Source organism: Acidobacteriota bacterium (genome assembly GCA_028874215.1).
GTDB lineage: Bacteria > Acidobacteriota > UBA6911 > RPQK01 > JAJDTT01 > JAJDTT01.
The window spans coordinates 57,542-74,716 of sequence record JAPPLF010000096.1; the positions used below are offsets into that span (position 1 = coordinate 57,542).

At 64.2% G+C, this 17,175-nt stretch carries 12 protein-coding genes and 1 riboswitch; of the genes, 7 read left to right on the top strand and 5 right to left on the bottom strand.

Features of this window, described 5'->3' with window-relative positions; translation table 11 throughout:
• Nucleotides 1–60: 60 nt before the first annotated feature.
• A complete protein-coding gene (locus OXT71_19130) occupies nt 61–984 on the bottom strand; it encodes a cobalamin-binding protein (protein ID MDE2928502.1) in 924 nt (307 codons plus the stop codon).
• Nucleotides 985–1,088: 104 nt separating this feature from the next.
• Nucleotides 1,089–1,865, bottom strand: coding sequence for a diphthine--ammonia ligase (locus OXT71_19135; GenBank protein ID MDE2928503.1), 777 nt, complete (start codon nt 1,863–1,865; stop codon nt 1,089–1,091).
• An 88-nt stretch (nt 1,866–1,953) separates the two neighbouring features.
• Nucleotides 1,954–2,157, bottom strand: a riboswitch (cobalamin riboswitch).
• Between the two features lie 98 nt (nt 2,158–2,255).
• Between OXT71_19135 and OXT71_19140 the strand changes: the two genes are divergently transcribed.
• The 3 genes from OXT71_19140 to OXT71_19150 all read left to right on the top strand — a co-directional run bounded on the left by OXT71_19140 (nt 2,256) and on the right by OXT71_19150 (nt 6,724).
• Nucleotides 2,256–3,602, top strand: a complete 1,347-nt coding sequence (locus tag OXT71_19140) for a BamA/TamA family outer membrane protein (GenBank protein MDE2928504.1) — start codon at nt 2,256–2,258, stop codon at nt 3,600–3,602.
• Nucleotides 3,603–3,616: 14 nt separating this feature from the next.
• A complete protein-coding gene (locus OXT71_19145) occupies nt 3,617–5,269 on the top strand; it encodes a hypothetical protein (GenBank protein MDE2928505.1) in 1,653 nt (550 codons plus the stop codon).
• Nucleotides 5,270–5,350: 81 nt separating this feature from the next.
• Complete coding sequence (locus tag OXT71_19150; protein ID MDE2928506.1) at nt 5,351–6,724, top strand: DUF1501 domain-containing protein; 1,374 nt, start codon at nt 5,351–5,353, stop codon at nt 6,722–6,724.
• Nucleotides 6,725–6,834: 110 nt separating this feature from the next.
• Here OXT71_19150 and OXT71_19155 read toward each other — a convergent pair whose 3' ends face one another.
• Nucleotides 6,835–7,176, bottom strand: coding sequence for an RNA-binding protein (locus OXT71_19155; protein ID MDE2928507.1), 342 nt, complete (start codon nt 7,174–7,176; stop codon nt 6,835–6,837).
• A 409-nt stretch (nt 7,177–7,585) separates the two neighbouring features.
• On the opposite strand from OXT71_19155, the gene OXT71_19160 reads away from it, so the two are divergent.
• Both OXT71_19160 and OXT71_19165 read left to right on the top strand, forming a co-directional pair.
• A complete protein-coding gene (locus OXT71_19160) occupies nt 7,586–8,650 on the top strand; it encodes a 5-methyltetrahydropteroyltriglutamate--homocysteine methyltransferase (GenBank protein MDE2928508.1) in 1,065 nt (354 codons plus the stop codon).
• A gap of 22 nt (nt 8,651–8,672) precedes the next feature.
• Nucleotides 8,673–9,578: a sugar phosphate isomerase/epimerase gene (locus OXT71_19165; GenBank protein MDE2928509.1), complete on the top strand. Its 906-nt coding sequence runs from the start codon at nt 8,673–8,675 to the stop codon at nt 9,576–9,578.
• A gap of 44 nt (nt 9,579–9,622) precedes the next feature.
• On the opposite strand, the gene OXT71_19170 is transcribed toward OXT71_19165, so the two are convergent.
• Both OXT71_19170 and OXT71_19175 read right to left on the bottom strand, forming a co-directional pair.
• Nucleotides 9,623–11,056 carry a DUF1501 domain-containing protein gene (locus tag OXT71_19170; GenBank protein MDE2928510.1) on the bottom strand — a complete coding sequence of 478 codons (1,434 nt, stop codon included), beginning with the start codon at nt 11,054–11,056 and terminating at the stop codon, nt 9,623–9,625.
• Nucleotides 11,046–14,543, bottom strand: a complete 3,498-nt coding sequence (locus OXT71_19175; protein MDE2928511.1) for a PSD1 and planctomycete cytochrome C domain-containing protein — start codon at nt 14,541–14,543, stop codon at nt 11,046–11,048. The genes OXT71_19170 and OXT71_19175 overlap by 11 nt, the downstream gene beginning before the upstream one ends.
• 308 nt (nt 14,544–14,851) lie before the next feature.
• Between OXT71_19175 and OXT71_19180 the strand changes: the two genes are divergently transcribed.
• The gene (locus OXT71_19180; GenBank protein ID MDE2928512.1) at nt 14,852–15,652 is read left to right on the top strand and encodes an SDR family NAD(P)-dependent oxidoreductase; all 801 of its coding nucleotides are present in this window, start codon (nt 14,852–14,854) and stop codon (nt 15,650–15,652) included.
• A 70-nt stretch (nt 15,653–15,722) separates the two neighbouring features.
• Nucleotides 15,723–17,168, top strand: a complete 1,446-nt coding sequence (locus tag OXT71_19185; GenBank protein MDE2928513.1) for a neutral/alkaline non-lysosomal ceramidase N-terminal domain-containing protein — start codon at nt 15,723–15,725, stop codon at nt 17,166–17,168.
• Nucleotides 17,169–17,175: the final 7 nt, after the last annotated feature.

Below are 17,175 nucleotides of genomic sequence, written 5' to 3' on the forward strand. Positions count from 1 at the left end.
ACGGCTCTCCGCCCGCATTCCTCCAAGCGATTCACAGGATCGCCGGGCGAATGCCGATTCTTAACCTTCCCAGCGTTTCCACCCGGTCCCGCGGTGCCCGAAATCGAAGAGTCCGGGATGCAGGATCTCCGCCAGGATCTCGGCGGACTCCACGACTCGCGGTCCAGGCCGGTTGAAATACTGATTCCCGTCCGTCACGAACACGCGTCCGTTCCGGACCGCGGCCAGTTCCGGCCATCCCGGATGGGTCGCCAGCGGGGGCATTTCGCGGCAGGTGCGCTCGATATCGAAGCCGCACGGCAAGAGGGCGATCACGTCGGGATCGGCAGCCGCAAGCTGGTCGAAGTCGAAATAGCCGGAGTGTTTCCCCGGCTCACCGAAGAGGTTCCGGCCGCCGGCGCATTCGACGAGCTCGGGCATCCAGTTGGCCGCGGTCATGAGAGGATCGATCCACTCGATGCACGCAATGGAAGGACGGGTCCGCACCGGCTCCGTCCGTGCGCGAATCCCCTGGAGCCGATCCTTGAGGCCGGTCACGAGATCGTCGCCGCGTCCCGGGTCTCCAAGCGCCGCCGCCACCTTGCGGACGTCCTCCCAAACGTCGCACAGGGCCATGGGTTCCAGGGAAACGATCGCAGGCTGCGAAGTCACGAGTTCGCACACCGCCTCCTCGACATCCCGCAGACTGACGGCGCAGACCTCGCACTGCGTCTGCGTGACAATGACCGTCGGCGCCAGGCGATTCAGAAGGTCGGGATCGACGCGGTAGACGGACAGGCCGTCGGAGACGATGGTCCGGACCTGATCGTCGATGGTCCGGCTGACGGCCTCCAATTCCACCTTCGAACTCGAGCAGGTCGGAAGCCGGGACACGAAGGCGGGATAGTCGCATTCGTGGGAACGGCCGACCAGCTCGCGCTCGAAGCCGAGTGCGCACACGATCTCCGTTGCGCTGGCGATGAGGGTGATGATCCGATGAGACATTACGACCCGTTATGAGCCGCCGAACCGGTATGCCTGAGCCGGCACCGGCTGTTTCAGGGACACGCCGCTGAACAGCAGCGCCAGCATCGGGGAGCGCCGAGGTTTCATTCCTCTCCTCCTGGGTTGGGGGACGGTGGAGCCGATCGCCGGGGCGGCGACGCGGCCAGCAGGTCGCAGAAAACGAAGGAGTCCCGTTGGACGACTTCGCCCGTAGACACGCGCACGGACCGGCGGAAGACCGGTCCGTCGTACACGAAAGTGTGGAATTCTCCGTTCTCGCCGCACGGGTCGACGCCCGGCGGAAGGTCGGACAGCAGGGCCTCATCGAAGCGGCGGCCGGCAAAGGTCGAATCCAGGACCTTCAAATTCACGCAGACCAGGACGGCCTTGAACCCACCCTGGATGAACCGGCGCGCCAACTTCCCGGTGTCCTGCTTCCAGAGCGGAAAGAAGCATTCCAGCTTCGAGGCGGCCAACTGCTCTTCCCGGTAGGTCCGCAGGTCTTCCAGGAAAATGTCGCCAAAGGCCACGCGCCGAATTCCGGCGGCCGCCAGCCGCGCGAACGCCGCCCCCATCTCCCGCTCGTAGACGGCGTTGGTGCAAACTCGGGGCACCGGGACCTCCGTCATTGGAATCCCGATGGCGTCCGCCTGTTCCCGCAGCAGCTCACGGCGAACGCCGTGCATGCTGACCCGGTCGTACTCGGCGTTGACCGTGGTCAAAAGGGTCTCGACCACATACGTCTGCGCGCGGCGAATCTCCCACAGGGCGAGGGAACTGTCCTTTCCCCCGCTGAAGCACATGGCGATGGACTCGCCGGCACCGTTTAGCGGCAGGGTGTCTTCCTCCCCCGGTTTTTGTTGCGGTTCCGCGCCGTTCATGGTCCCTCGGCCACGACCCGGGGTTTCGATGAGGAAGAGGAAAGCCAGGCCGGCCGGCGCGACCCTGATCCTTCCCTCGAAGGCACAGGTCAATGGATATGGTGCCGGCAGGTCTTCGGACTCACGGGCATTCGGCTCTCGCCGCTCCTACAGGCCGTCGCTTCCCAACTCCCCGGAGCCAGTGCTAAGACGGCGGTCGTTCCCGTTTACCGCTGCGGGGCAGCCCCGGACTCTCACCGGGTTCCCTCTCGCCGCTCCGGATGGCCGGAGCACCGACGCGGGATCAACGTAGCCGAGGCGACGGGCCGGGTCAAGTCCGCCGACATCCCTGAGTGGAGCCGCACCGGCCCGTTACCCCCAAGGCGGCCGGCTGCGATAGAATGCCGCTTCGTGCTCGGCTTGCGAGTCCTCTGCTCGGCCTACCTGCTGCTCTCCTTTCCAGGCGTTGCTGCCGGGAGTGCGGAATCCGGCGATTCCGGCGCCGGGAAAGAAACCCCAGGCACCAAGTCCGCTTCCCCCCAGGACACCCGGGCCGGCCGCTGGAAGCAGAAACGGATCGAGAAGCGATCCCGCGTCACTCCGCCTCGTGCCGGCGGACTCGAAAAGGCTCTTCTCTGGGTGGAAAAGAGAGGATTCGGTACGCTTGGCGGTACCGGTTCACCGGGACTCAAGCCGGTGGTGGGCGTCCTGGGGCCCCGGTCCGCCGTCGCCTTCGGCGCACGGTACTGGCAGCCGAAGTTGAGGCGCAGCCGGCTCGGCGCGGCCCTGACGGGCGGCTATTCCATCCGCGGCTACCAACTGGTTGACCTGCAGTTCGGCCGGCTCCCGAACATCGGCCCCGGTTTCGAACTCGACCCGGAAGACCACGGGTTCCGCCAGCGAGCCGAGCCAGGTCGAACGACGGAACGGCTCAGCGTCTTCGGCCAGATCCGGTACCGCAACTTTCCCAGGCTGAACTACTTCGGACCCGGCGCCGACTCCAGGGAGGGAGACCGCAGCGATTACCGCCTCGAGGAGGTTTTCTATGGGAAGACCGTCCGGTACCGGGTGGGCGCGTGGTTGCTGGGAGAGTCGGAAGTGGGAGTGCTACAGGTGAACACCGGTCCCGGAACCGACCCCGGCGCCGTTCCCGTCGCAAGTGTCTTCGACGATGCCACGACCCCCGGCCTCGCCCGCCAACCCGGTTTCCTTCGGACCCGCGCCACTCTCTCCCTGGACTTTCGGGACCGGCCGGAAAACACCCACTCGGGGAGCGTCGTTGACCTGTCCTGGTCCCGCCACGCCCAATTGGGCGGGGCCGACTACCATTTTTCGGGCTTCGCTATGCAGGGGCGTCAATACCTGTCGTTGGGATCCCGCCAGCGGGTGCTGGCCCTGCGTTTCCTGACCTCGACGACTCAACCCGAGAGCGGAAGCCGGGTGCCCTTCTACTATCAGCCCACGTTGGGGGGGCCGCATGTGCTGAGATCCTTCAGGGATCAGCGTTTCCGGGACCGGAATCTCATCTACTTCTCGGCCGAGTACCGCTGGGAGGCGGCGCCCGCTCTGGAACTGGCCCTCTTCTACGACGCGGGCAAGGTGTTTCGGGACCGATCGGACTTCAATCTGACGGGCCTCCGGAAAAACGTGGGGTTCGGGTTTCGATTCAAGAGCCGGGACCGCGTCCTCTTCCGGGTGGACCTGGCAAGGGGCCGGGAAGGTGCACGGGTCCGGGTCAGTGTCGGGCCGGCGTTCTAGCGGGAGGTGCGGAGTTGCCACGCCCACGGGTCACGCATTTGGTTCTGCTTCTGGGCTGCCTGACGGCCAACCTCCCCCCGATCCACGGGCAGCGGTTTCTTCCGGACGATCCGATCCGGGCCGATGCCGACGATCTTCCCATTCCCATGCCCGAGCCGCGCTCCCTGAGCCGTATCGCGGACCTGCTGGAGAATTCGTTCTCCAACCGTCCCGCCAAGGGGGAGGCCGTCCTCCCGGCGCAGAACGTGAACACGCTGGGAGAGGTTCCCGATTCCAGTTGGTTTCACAATCGGCTGGGAAGCCGGCCCATGAGTCCGGCCGAGTTGGCGCGAGGACCCAACCGGCAGCCGCCCGACGTCTCGAAGCCCTGGCGGATCGTCTCCGCAAAAACGGAGGGAATCACTCCCGGTTTCACCATCCGAGACAGCCGGGGAGAAACCTATTTCATCAAGTTCGACCCCCTGGAACACCCTCAACTGGCCACCTCGGCTGAGGCCATCAGCACTCGGTTCTTCCACGCCTTCGGCTATCACGTTCCGGAAAACCACCTGGTCCGGATCCTGCCCGCGAATCTGCAGGTGATGTCCGAGTCCACGCTGCGAGAGGGACGGGGCAAGAAACGGGCCATGGCGCAGGCGGATGTGGATCGGATCCTTCGCCTGGTTCCCAGACTGCCGGACGGAAAAATCCAGGCGCTGGCGAGCCGGCTTCTGCCGGGCCGTCCCCTGGGCCCGTTCGAGTACTTCGGAACCCGGAGCGACGACGCAAACGACATCTTCCGGCACGAGAATCGGAGAGAGTTGCGAGCGTTGAGGATCTTCGCGGCCTGGTTGAACCACGACGACTCCCGAAGCATCAACACGCTGGACATGTACCTTCCCCGGGACGATCAGGGGTATGTGAAACACCACCTGCTGGATTTCGGCTCCTGCCTGGGAAGCGGCAGCATCGAAAAACAGAGCCGCCGCGCCGGCAACGAGTACCTGGTGGAGTGGCCTCCCATCTTCAAGGCGGGACTGACTCTGGGCCTCTGGGACCGGCCCTGGAGACATGTGAAGTACCCGGAGCATCCCGCCGTCGGCCGTTTCGAAGCGGATTACTTCCAGCCTCAGGATTGGAAACCGGAGTATCCCAACCCGGCCTTCGAACGCATGCTCCCGGAGGACGCCTTTTGGGCCGTCCGCATCCTGATGCGGCTGAACGAGGAATCGATTCGGGCCGTCGTGCGGACGGGGAAACTGGTCGACGACGAGTCGGAGGAGTACCTGGTCCGGACGCTCCTGGAGCGGCGCCGGAAAATCGTTCGGCGCTACCTGGCCGGGATCAATCCTCTGGATGAATTCCGGGTCCGGAATCGAGACGGCGCCCCGGTCCTGGAGTTCTCGGATCTGTCCCGAAGGGAGGCCCCGGCCCCGAGCCCGACCTACCTCTACGAATGGTCCGAATTCGACAACGGGACCCGGCAGAGCAAGTCCCTCGGCCCGGCCGGGTCGTCCGCCGGTTCTCCCATCCCGCTGCCCCCGGCCAGACCGGAATTCCTGAAGGTCCGCATTCGACCCGTTACCGACCCGGCGAACGGCGGGTCCCACCCGGTCTGTGTCTATCTCCGGACCCAGCCCGGGCTGGCGGTGGTGGGCATCGACCGCGGGAAGAGCGCCGAGCGATAGCAAGGCGCTCGGCGCCCACCGGAATTCGCCGCAATGGGGATGCCCATGGCGGAAGTCGCCGCAGGAACCTATACTGGTTCCATGAACCGCCGTGAGCTGCTGTCGATGATGGGCGCCGGCTTCGGCACGGTGGGGTTGTCCGGTTCCCTGGGCGCCGCCTCCCGGAGCATGCCCGCCTCGGCGGGAACCCCGCACTTCCCGGCCCGCGCCAAGCACGTGATCTTTCTCTTCCTCAACGGCGGCCTCTCACAGGTGGACAGCTTCGACCCCAAACCGGAACTGGACCGGCACGACGGAAAACCCATGCCGGGCCCCAAGATCCGGACCGACAGCGCGACCGGAAATCTGATGAAGTCCCCGTTCCGATTCCGGCCTCGGGGTGAGAGCGGCATCCTGGTGTCGGAGATCTTCCCCCGGATCGGGGGACTCATCGACGACTTCTGCGTGATCCGGTCCATGTATTCGGACAATGGCAATCACGTGCCGTCCCTGTACCTCATGAACTCCGGCCACCAGTTGGCCGGGCACCCCTCCATGGGCTCGTGGATCACCTACGGACTGGGCTCCGAGAACCGGAATCTGCCCGCTTTCGTGGTTCTCTGCCCCGGGTATCCGGTGGGTGGCCCCCAGCTCTGGTCCTCGGCTTTCCTGCCCAACTCATATCAGGGCACTTACGTCCCAAACAACGAGATCGACCCGGAGAAATTGGTCCGCAACGTCCGCAATTCCGCCTTTACCCCGAACCAGCAGCGGCGCCAACTGGCCCTTCTGGACCGGCTCGATCGGCGCTACCTGGACCGGGTCGGACACCAACCGCAACTGGAATCGGGAATCCAGGCCATGGAGGTGGCTTTCCGGATGCAGATGGAGGCGCCGTTGGCGCTGGACGTCACCCGGGAGGAACAGTCGACTCGCTCCAGGTATGGCGACACCGACTTCGCCCGCGGCTGCCTGATGGCGCTTCGCCTCGTCGAACACGGGGTGCGCATGGTCCAGATCTTCTACGGCAAGTCCCAACCCTGGGACAGCCATGACGACATCCTGGACCACCGGATCCTGGCGGCGGACGCTGACCGGGCCATCGCCGCCCTGATTCAGGACCTGAAGGCGCGGGGCCTGTTCGAAGAGACGCTCCTCATCGTGGGCAGCGAGTTCGGCCGAACTCCAATGATTCAGAACAGCGGACTAGTGAAGTACGGCTACGGCCGCGACCACAACGTCCACGGCTACACCACGCTCCTGGCCGGCGCCGGCGTCCGGGGAGGCATGACGTACGGCGCCACCGACGACTTCGGCTTCAAGGCGGTGGAAGACCGGGTCCATCCCCACGACCTGCACGCCACCGTCCTGCACCTCCTGGGGTTGGACCACACGAAGCTCACCTATCGCTACGGAGGGCGGGACTTCCGCCTGACCGACGTGGGGGGCCGGGTGGTCGAGGAGATACTGAGCTAACCCGACCTGCTTGCAGAAATGTATGGGGGGAGAGGCATTCCGGCGACCCCGGCCACCGGTCATAGACCGGAAGCCAGGGAACGCCCCGAATCACGCTTCGCCGTCGAAACCTACCAGCGGCCTCGACCGCGGTTTCCGTAACCGCCGCCGCCGCCGCCACCGCCGCCGCCGTATCCGCCGCGGCCGCCGTATCCGCCGGACCGTCGCTCACGAGGCCTCGCCTCGTTGACCGTCAGGGTCCTGCCGCCCAACTGACTGCCGTTCAAGGCGCTGATGGCCTTCGCGGCGTCCGCCTCGTCCATCTCGACGAAACCGAATCCACGGGACTGTCCGGTCATTCTGTCAGTGATGACGCGGGCCGACTGCACCGGACCGAACTCTGAAAACACTTCCTCCAACTGGTCGTCGTCGACCGCATAGGGCAGGCCGCCGACATAGATGTTCTTCCTCATTTTCTCCTCCTAAATGCATGAAATGTAGCCATCCACCCTGAGGCGCCAACTGCAAATGGAGAGGAGCCGGGCCCGATTCTCTTTGGTTCCACGATCCGATCGGTGATTCCTTAGGGAGTCTTTCGCAGGGATGAAACTAGCTCGGGCTCTCAACAACAACTTGCGACGCTATCCGTGGAGCCCTCTGTTGAACAAGACGGCGAGAGTATATTGCTTCTTTCGATTCGTGTCAAAAGAAGCGGGCGCCAGACTGCCCCCATTTTTCTGGTGGTTCGGTTGTAGGGGACCCCTTGTGTGGGTACCCTCCAACGTGCCCGCATCGATCGACGGTCCTGGGAGGGCGACCACAAGGTTCGACCGCCTTGGAGGCTCCTTGTCTTCAGGACCGCCGGACCCGAGAATGAACCGCATGAAGGGCTCTCTGCTGACCCAACTCGTGGGAAGCTACAGCAAGCCCCGCTGGCTTATTCGTCACCACCGGGTCACGACCCCCTACGGCGATGAAACGTTTTGGAGACCGGAGCCGGAAGTGCTCGAAGACGCCCAGGATGACGCGACCCGCCTCGCCATCGCCGATCAGGAACGCGCCGGTCTGGATGTGATCACCGACGGGGAAGAGCGGCGGCATCGTTTCGATTCCTATTTCCTTCGTTTTCGCGGACTCGATACAACCCGGCTGGGCCAGTGGTCCATGGATGACCGGGACATGAGCTTCATTCAACTCGATCCGGCATTGAAAGGCCGTCTGGGCCAAGCCTATGCTCCCCGGGTCGTGGACAAGCTGGGCTGGCCGGGCCCGGCCGCCCTCGAAGATCTCCGTTTTCTGAAACGGCATGCCTCGCGTCCCGTGAAGATGACCGTCATCGGTCCCCTGACGGCCGCCGCCCGCCTGGTCAACGAGTTCTACGCGGACGAGGAGGCGCTGGGCATGGACCTCGCTTCCGTCATCAACCGGGAACTGCGCGCCTTGGATGAAGAGGGCGCCGACGTCCTGCAGTTGGACGAACCCGATTTCCACTTCCGGGCCGACCAGGCCTGCCGCTGGGGAACCCGGGCCCTGGACGTGGCCCTGGAGGGAATCCGTTGCACCACCGCCGTCCACATCTGCTACGGCTACGCTCTGATCGGGAAGAAGCAGGTGAATCCACGCTACACGCAGGCACTGGAGGCGATTGCCGGTTCCCGCGCTCAACAGATCAGCCTGGAATATGAACAGCCCGGTCACGAGCCGGACCTCTTGCGTCACTGCGGAGACAAGGAGGTCATCCTGGGACTGCTCAATCTGGGTTCGCGGCAGGTGGAGACACCGGAACACATCGCCCGGCGCCTCCGGGATGCGCTGGAAGTCGTCCCGGCGGAAAGGCTGCGCGTAGCGCCGGACTGCGGCATGTGGTTCCTGCCGCGCGACGTGGCCTACGCCAAGCTGGAAGCGCTGGTGGCCGGGACCGCCATGGTGCGCGAGTCTCTGCCCTGACCCAAAACGGACAGGAGTCGACATGGAGCGGTCCGAGCCATCTTCCCTTCTGGCCCGGGCGCGGTCCCGGACGCCGGGACTGACCGTCGCCGGGACCATGCCCGTAAGCGGTTCCACCTGGTCCTTCGTCGGCGCCACCCTGCCTGAGGCGGTTCGGATTTATCGTGCATTGGGGATCGGGGCCGCAGATCTGATCGCCGTGCCGGGCAATCCCGATACGCCCATGTTGGCGAGCGAGCAGATCCTCCGCCGGCCCCGAAAACTGGCACGGGAGATCATGGACCTGGGCGCTCCCGTCTCCAACCTCAACTACAACTTCGCCGCCAACTTTCACGAACGGGCCATCAACCACAAAGACGCGGGCGTCAGGAAACGGAATCGGAAAGACTACCGGTCCGTGATCGAGTTTTGCAGGGCCTGCCGGATTCCTTCCGTCACGGTGCTCCCGGGAATCGCGCAGGAAGGATGGACGCGGGAGAAGGCCCTGGCGCTCACGGCGGAAGAGCTGCATCACATGTCCGCCATGTCCCGGAAAGAAGGAATCACCACCACGTTCGAGGCCCATGTCGGGTCGATTCTGGAGTCGCCCCTGGACACGCTGACCTTCGTGCAGACCAATCCGGAATTGAAGTTGACCCTGGACTACGGCCACTTCATCTGTCTCGGCTACGCTCAGGAGGAGGTGGACCCCCTCGTCCCCTACACGGCCCACGTCCATCTCAGGCAGGCCGCCCCTGAAAAACTTCAGGCTCGATGGGACGAGGGAACGTTGGACTTCACCGGAATCATCGGCAAGCTCGCCTCGGCGACCTACACGGGATTCCTGTCCCTGGAATACGAGCACCTGGAGGGGTGGATGGACCTGGACAAGGCGGACGTCTTCACCGAAACGGTGAAGATGCGCAATCTGCTGCGGTCCCTGGCCTGATTTCCCGCGGACGACGACCGGGCCCTAAATCAGACGACCGGTCCCTAAATCAGAAGTTCCTTGAGGATCTCGCCGTGCACGTCGGTGAGACTCATGTCCCGCCCGCCGAACCGGAAGGTCAGCTTGTCGTGATCCAGTCCGAGCTGATGGAGAATCGTGGCGTGGACGGAGTGGATCGACGTGGGCTTCTCGACGACCGAGTTTCCGAATTCGTCCGTCGTCCCGTAGGTGAAACCTGGTTTGAAGCCGCCGCCGGCCAGGAAGATCGAGTACCCGTTCACGTGATGGTCCCTTCCCATCCCCTCTTTGATCTTGGGGGTATGGGGGGTCCGGCCCATTTCGCCGCCCCAGAGCACGATGGTGGAGTCGAGCAGCCCCCGTTGCTTCAAATCCTGGATCAGCGCTCCGACGCCCTGATCGGTGATCATGGCGTTTTCCTCGTGGTACTTCTTCAGATTGCTGTGCTGGTCCCAGGGAGAGTTGTTGGCATGGGTCAGGGGACAGGCGACCTCCACGAAGCGCACGCCTCTTTCCACCAGCCGCCGGGCACGGAGACACTGCAGGCCGTAGAACTTCTTGTACTCGTTGGTGCTGTCGAGCCCGTACATCGTGCGCGTGGCCTCGGACTCGCCGCTCACGTCGGCCAGTTCCGGCATCGCCGTCTGCAGGTGGAACGCCGTTTCATAGTTCTTGATCACCGCCTCGATGGCGCTGTCGCCGGTCTTGGCCGCGAATCGGAGGCTCTGTTCCCGGAGCAGGTCGAGCTTGCGCCGCTGCACGGCCGGGTGATCCGCCGGCATGATGTTTTCCATCACCGGGTTTCGCGCCCGCAGCACGTTGGGCGCATGCGAAGCGGGCAGGAAAGAATTGCTGAAGTTCTCCCAACCGCCGTTTGGAACTCTCAGTCCGTTGTCCAGCAGGACGTAGTTCGGCAGGTTGTCCCGCTCGCTGCCGAGCCCATAGGAGACCCACGATCCGAAGCTGGGAGACCGGCCCGTGAGGCGTCCCGTGTGCATCAGCAGATTCTGCTGGCCGTGGAGGGGAACCTCACCGACCATGGAGCGGACCAGGCAGATCTCGTCCACCACCTTGGTGATATGGGGAAACAGATCGCTGACCCAGATTCCGCTCTTGCCGCGCCGCTGGAACTCCCAGGGGGTCCCCAACCAGACCCGGTCGGCCGTCGATTGCGATTTTTCCGAGACCGCCGATTTCCCGATCTCCTCGCCCTGCCGTTGATTCAGCATGGGTTTGTAGTCGAACAGGTCGATGTGGCTCGGTCCTCCGTCCATGAAGCAGAAGATGACGTTCTTCGCTTTGGCGGGGAAATGGGTCTTGCCGTCGATCAACGGCGCCGCCAAGCCGTATTCTTCGGCCAACAGCGCCGACAGGGCCAGAGCCCCGAAGCCGGTGGAGGTCTTGCGCAGCAATTCACGGCGGCTGATGGGTGAGTATTCGTTCCATCCTTTAGCGTACATAGATGAACTCCGTCGTATTGAAGATGGCGTGGGCCGTGTCCTTCCAGACCGCCACCGACTGCAGGAGGTCCTCCGAGGACGGCCTGCCGTCAGAGTGGCTCTGGTGAAGAGCATTGAAATCATGGACCGCCTGGGTCCACGTCGTCAACTCGCCCGCCTCCGGCTCCCGTCCCAGGGCATGCCGGAACATGTCGGTCAGCCGCTGCTCAAGCGAGCCGTGCGATTCGGCGATTAACCGGCGGGCCCAGAATTCGGCCTGCCCGGCAACGAAGGGATCGTTGAGCATGGTCAGGGCCTGATTGGGCACATTCGTGACGTCACGCCGGCCGGTGGGCATCTTGGGAATGGGCTTGTTGAACGTCTCCAGGAACTTGTACGGCTCCATGATCGTGTTTCTGAGGTAAATGGAGCGCCGTCCGTTCCCGTCCAAAGGCCCCGAGAAATAGGTTTGATCCGCCTTGACCACCTTGCTCTTGGGCCGGTAGGGATCCACGAATCCACCCAGGAGTTCAGGATCGAGACGTCCGGAGACGGCGAGCATGGCGTCCCGAATGGACTCGGCGTCCAGGCGGCGGAGCGGATAATGGTGCAACATCCGATTGACGGGGTCCACCTCATGGGCCCGGGCGCTGGCCTGATTCGATTGCTGAAACGTCTCCGTCATCACCAGCATCCTGACCAGCCTCTTCACCGACCAGCCTTCCTGGACGAAGCGGTCGGCGAGATAGTCCAACAACTCGGGATGAGAGGGCCGGTCGCCGAGATGACCGAAGTCATCCGGGGTTCGGACGATTCCGGAACCGAAGACCCAGTGCCAGACCCGATTCACGAAGACGCGGGCCGTGAGTGGGTTCTCGGAACTGGCGATCAACTGGGCCAGTTCCAGGCGCCCGCTGCCCTTGGAGTCTGAACCGTTGGACTGGCCCGACAGCACCCGGATATGCCCGCGCGGCACCCGCTGGCCGTAATCCGTGTAGACGCCTCGCACGTTGAGGCGGTAGTCGCGGCCGGGATCCAGGTCGGCCATGCTCAGGACCGTCACCGGGTCGACCAGCTTCTCCTCGACCTCGCGGTAGGAGGCGACCAAGTCCCAGATCTCTTTGCGGGCAAGCATGTTGCCGGGCAGCAGTTGGTTCGGCAACAGTCCGGCTTCCAGCAACCCATTGATCAGGAGGACGTCCTCTTCGTCCGCGCGACCTTCGGCCCAGTCTTCCACCGACGCCGCAATCCACTCTCCGTAGCGGGCGGCGAGTTGTGGCAGATCGACCGGCGCATCACCGCTGAACAAGGGCGTGAAACGGCCCAGCTCGTCGGCGGGCGGTTCCTTCTTGTCGTGCAGGAACACCCGGGTCACGCCGAACCAGCTCCGGGCGTCCCGGGCCTCGGCTGCCGAGATGTCGGGGCCGAGTCCCACTCTCGGCGGGAAGTTGGGGTTCGACGCCTTGGTCGCCAACTCGATGTAGATCCGAGTCTCCGCGGACTCGTCGGAGTTCGGCGAACGATTGGTCTTGTGATCCGCCATGGTCGAATGGCGGACCCAGTGGGGACGATGGTCCTCCAGATAGGTCTGCCGCTCCGTCCGGAAGGAATTGTCCACGATCAGCCGGTGAGCGCTGTAGTCGCCGCCGATCACCCCCATGCTGACGTAGGACCGGCCGGAATGATTCAGAAACGGTGTCCGGACTGCCCCATTGAGCCGGGGCGAGAGCGCGTGGGTGAACATTCCGGCGGGCAGGAGCATTCCCACCGCCCCGGAACCCTTGAGCGCCACCGTGAAATCGCCGTCTTCGACCCAACCGTGGCGCACTCCGACTCCATCCACCGACCATCCCTCGGGAAGGTCTCTGCGGCTGAAGTCGGCGGCGAGGGTAAAGTCCCTGGCGTTGTTCTCGATTCGTTCCCGGCGAGCCTGCGAATACTCCCCGGCGAGACTCCGCCAGGCCAATTCCAGTTGCTCACCCTCGAGCAGGGATTCCTGGATTTCCAACCAGGGAAAGAGAGGACCGGACATGGTGTCCCGTGCAGCCGTTTCGGCCGCTTCTTCCTCGTCCTGTTTTGTGGTCTGCCCTTCGAAGGGCCTGGGACCGATCGCCTTCTCCCACGCGGAGAGGCGAGCCCGATCCAGATCCTGCGCCGCTTGTGCCGGATCCATCCGGCCCTCGACGACGGCCTGCGCCGCCAGCAGGTACCGGGGGATCTGCCGCGCCGCCTCCAGCCACCAGTCCGCCAGCGGGCCGCGGAGTTTCGTCTTCAAACCCGCCAACTCCTCCAAAACGTTCTCGTTGCGTTCCGGGAGGTCCAGCGTGTGGGTCACCCAGCGCGAACTCATGAAGACGCCGCCCAGAGCGTAGTAGTCCTGCTGGGCGATGGCGTCATATTTGTGATCGTGGCAGCGGGCGCAGGCGACCGTGGTCGCCTGAAACGCCTTCGAGAAGGTGTCGACCTTGTTGTCGAGCATCTCCTGGTGGATGCCGTTGAACATCAGGCTGTCGCCGTGACGATTCTCACCCATCTGGAACCAGGTGGGACCGACCATGGACTCGTTGATCTGCCTGGCGGCATCGATTCGCGGTTCCGAGAGGAGATCACCCGCAATGTGTTCGCGGACAAGCTGGTCGAAGGGGATGTCCTCATTGAAGGCGCGGATCAGGTAGTTGCGATAACGCCACGAACCCTTGATCTCGGCATCCGTTTCATAGCCGTAGGTGTCGCTGTAACGGACCACGTCCATCCAGTGCCGCGCCCACTCCTCTCCAAAATGGGACGAGTCCAACAGGCGGTCCACTTCCTGGGCGTACGCAGCGTCGAAGTCGGGATTCCGGAGGAAGGCGGCGACTTCCCCGGGCTTCGGGGGCAGTCCGGTCAGCAGATAGCTTACCCGCCTCAACAGGGTGCGCCGATCGGCGCGCGGAGCCGGGGTCAGGCCGTTTGCTTCCAACTTGGCGAGGAGAAAGCGATCGACGGGCTCTTCCGACCACTCCTTCCGTTGGACTTGCGGAACCGGTGGTTGCGAGACCGGCTGGAGGGACCACCACCGGCTGCGGTCCTGGTAGACCTGCTCCCAATCGGCATGAGCCTCGTCCGCCGAAACCGCTCCCGGCCCGCCGGCGTCTCTCGGAGCGGCCGCCCCCAGGCGCACCCATCTTTCGAAGACGTCGATCAGATCAGCGGACAGTTTTTCGCCGCCCAGGGGCATGGGCAGGCCTGGCCCCTGGTGACGGATGGCTCGAATCAGAAGGCTCGCGTCGGGATCACCCGGGGAAATGGCCGGCCCCGACTTGCCGCCCTGCTCCCAGCCGCCGGGAGAATCGAGCCGCAGTTCTCCCTGCGCCAAGTCGGCACTGTGGCAGACGTAGCAGTTGTCGGCCAGTGCCGGACGGATGTTCCGCTCGAAAAACTCCCGGGCTTCCGGACTGATGTCCACCTTGCCCGGGGCGCCCGCCTGGGCAACGCCCAAAAGGCAGAACAGCAGACCCGGCAAGACCACCGCCGCCAACCGCCTTCCGGAGACGGAACATGACACTGTCCTTACTGAACGATTGGCGTGTGTAAGGGAAGAATTAACCCAGCTTTTGCGGGGACGCCGATGTTTTACCTGACCACGGCACACGGTATTTTGAAACCCGGACACACCGGACATTGGCTTAGGACATATGGCAATTACCTTACGCCATACCCTTCACACCTGTCAATCGTCGCGGCGCCTGGCGGAAGGGCTCGTTTACCCGCCTTTACTCCGTGGTTCGCTCCGACCTATCATGCCTTGGCTCGCCGGCCGATTCCGGAGTCGATGACATGTTGGACAACCGGTCGAACCCGCGCCGTGTTCTGGTCACCGGCGGGGCAAATGGTTTCGGACTCGCGACCGCCCGCGCGTTGTTGGACCGCGGCCACCAGGTGGGCATCGGCGACGTCGACTCCCGGAAACTCGAGCGCGCTTCGCGGACCCTGAACCATCCCCATCTGCTTCCGATCGGGCTCGACGTTACGTCGAGACAGTCTGCCAGAGCCGCAGTGGAGGCTTGCCGGACAAGTTTTGGAGGTCTCGATGCGCTCATCAACTCGGCAGGGGTCATCCACATGACCCCCCTGGACGAGATCACGGAGAAAGAATGGAATCACGTCATCGACGTGGACCTGAAGGGGACCTTTCTCTGCAGCCAGGCCGCCGCCCCGCTGCTGCGCCGGAGCGGACGCGGACGCATCGTCAACATCGGTTCGGATGCCGCCAGAATCGGTTGCCCACAGATCGTTCCCTACTGTGCAGCCAAGTCCGGCGTGGTGGGATTGACGAAATCCCTGGCGGCCGAGCTCGCCGCCGATGGTGTGACCGTCAACTGTGTGAGTCCGGTCGGGGTCTCCACCACCGGGATGGGTCGATCCGTTCTTCAGAGGAAAATCGAGCTCAGCGGACAGGCTCCGGAAGACATCCTGGCTGCAACCGCGGCGGAGATCCCGTTGCAGCGCAATCCGACCACGGCAGACATCGTCCATGCGATCCTGTTCTTTCTGTCCGAGGAATCAGCCTTTCTGACCGGAGTCGTCCTGGACGTGGACGGCGGAATGCTGAGCATTCTCCCAGTCAGAGGAACCTGAACGGGGTATCGGTCTTGCATCGATCCATCGCATCGTGGATTGAAGTCCGAGATACGAGGAGGGAAACAATATGAGCGACCTGCATCTTACGGCAGGGGTTGCGCGCATCGACATCACGCCGCCCGTGGGCTTCCGGATGGAGGGCGCCATGCGCCGGGTGGATCCTTCGGTGGGGGTCGAAACGCCGCTCCTGGCCACCGCGCTGGTACTGGCCGACGAGCGAACCAAGGTCGTCGTCATCGATTGCGACCTGATCGGATTCGACATGCCGTTGGCCGCGGAGATCCGCAAGGCCATTGCCGACCGCGTGGGGATATCTCCCGGCTGCGTGGCGCTGGGTTGCACCCACACCCACAATGGTCCCTGTACCGCACGCCGGATCCTGGGTGGCGTCCATCACGTCGCCGGCGACCCGGCAGAGATTCGGGCCCTCGACGCCTATGTCGAGGACTTGGTGAACCGCCTCGCCGGATTGGCGGCTCTTGCGGACAGCGACCGCCAACCCGCGCGTGCGGCGGCGGGAAGCGGCCACGCCCCGGTGGCCGTGAACCGGGAGGAACGGGCGCCCGAGGATGGCCTCGTCGTGGTCGGCCGGAATCCCGACGGGACCACCGACCATAGCGTCGACGTGCTGCGGGTGGATGATCTGGACGGCAACCCCATCGCCGTGGTGGCCAGCTATGCCGCCCACCCGGTGGTCATGGGCTTCGAGACTTACCTGCTGAGCCAGGATTTTCCCGGCGTCGTCCGCCGGGTCGTGGAACAGGCGACCGGAGCCACCTGCCTCTACCTCACCGGAGCCGCAGGAAACCAGGCGTGCTATTCGTTTCTGCAGAGCGACTGGGGCGAGAAGGAACGCACCGGCGGAATTGTCGGCGCCGCCGCGCTGCAAGCCTTCTACGGCATCGAGACGCGGCCCCACGAGGAAATCCGGGAACGCGGCCTCTCGCTCTCCCGGATCGCCCTCTACCACAAGGAGTTCAGGGACGGCCCCACCCACAAGGTTCTGAAAGCCGCCAGCCGTCAGGTTGACCTTCCCCTGCAGCCTCTACCCTCCCTGGACCAGGCGGAAGCCCAATACGCCGAAGCCGCCGCCAATGTGCGAAAGCTGGTGGAGAGCGGCGCCGATACGACCGAGGTCTGTCCCGCGCAACTCGTTGAGGTCTGGGCCAGAGGCGTCCTGGATAAAGCCAAGGCGGGCGTTGGGGAAGACTCGTTGTCGTTCGACATCGTGGCCTTCCGGCTGGACGATTTCGTATTGGTGGCGCAGCCGGGAGAGCCCTTCGTGGAGATCGGGTTGGGGGTCAAGAAACGATCCAAGGCGAAGCACACCATGTTCGGAGGGTATTGCAACGGGGTTCTGGCATACATGCCCACGGCCGAGACGGTGGCCCAGGGCGGCATGTCGGTGGAGGCGGCGGTCAGAACCTACGATATTCCCGCGCCTCCCGTGGCGGAAACGGTGGATCTCCTCGTCGCGGAGTATGGAGAGCTTCTGACTGAGGTCGGCTTCTGAGAGCAGG

Bases quoted from the DNA above. Each gene is read 5' to 3' on its own strand.
- OXT71_19130 (MDE2928502.1), bottom strand. From the start codon at position 984: ATGTCTCATCGGATCATCACCCTCATCGCCAGCGCAACGGAGATCGTG.
- OXT71_19135 (MDE2928503.1), bottom strand. From the start codon at position 1,865: ATGAACGGCGCGGAACCGCAACAAAAACCGGGGGAGGAAGACACCCTG.
- OXT71_19150 (MDE2928506.1), top strand. From the start codon at position 5,351: ATGAACCGCCGTGAGCTGCTGTCGATGATGGGCGCCGGCTTCGGCACG.
- OXT71_19155 (MDE2928507.1), bottom strand. From the start codon at position 7,176: ATGAGGAAGAACATCTATGTCGGCGGCCTGCCCTATGCGGTCGACGAC.
- OXT71_19160 (MDE2928508.1), top strand. From the start codon at position 7,586: ATGAAGGGCTCTCTGCTGACCCAACTCGTGGGAAGCTACAGCAAGCCC.
- OXT71_19165 (MDE2928509.1), top strand. From the start codon at position 8,673: ATGGAGCGGTCCGAGCCATCTTCCCTTCTGGCCCGGGCGCGGTCCCGG.
- OXT71_19170 (MDE2928510.1), bottom strand. From the start codon at position 11,056: ATGTACGCTAAAGGATGGAACGAATACTCACCCATCAGCCGCCGTGAA.
- OXT71_19180 (MDE2928512.1), top strand. From the start codon at position 14,852: ATGTTGGACAACCGGTCGAACCCGCGCCGTGTTCTGGTCACCGGCGGG.
- OXT71_19185 (MDE2928513.1), top strand. From the start codon at position 15,723: ATGAGCGACCTGCATCTTACGGCAGGGGTTGCGCGCATCGACATCACG.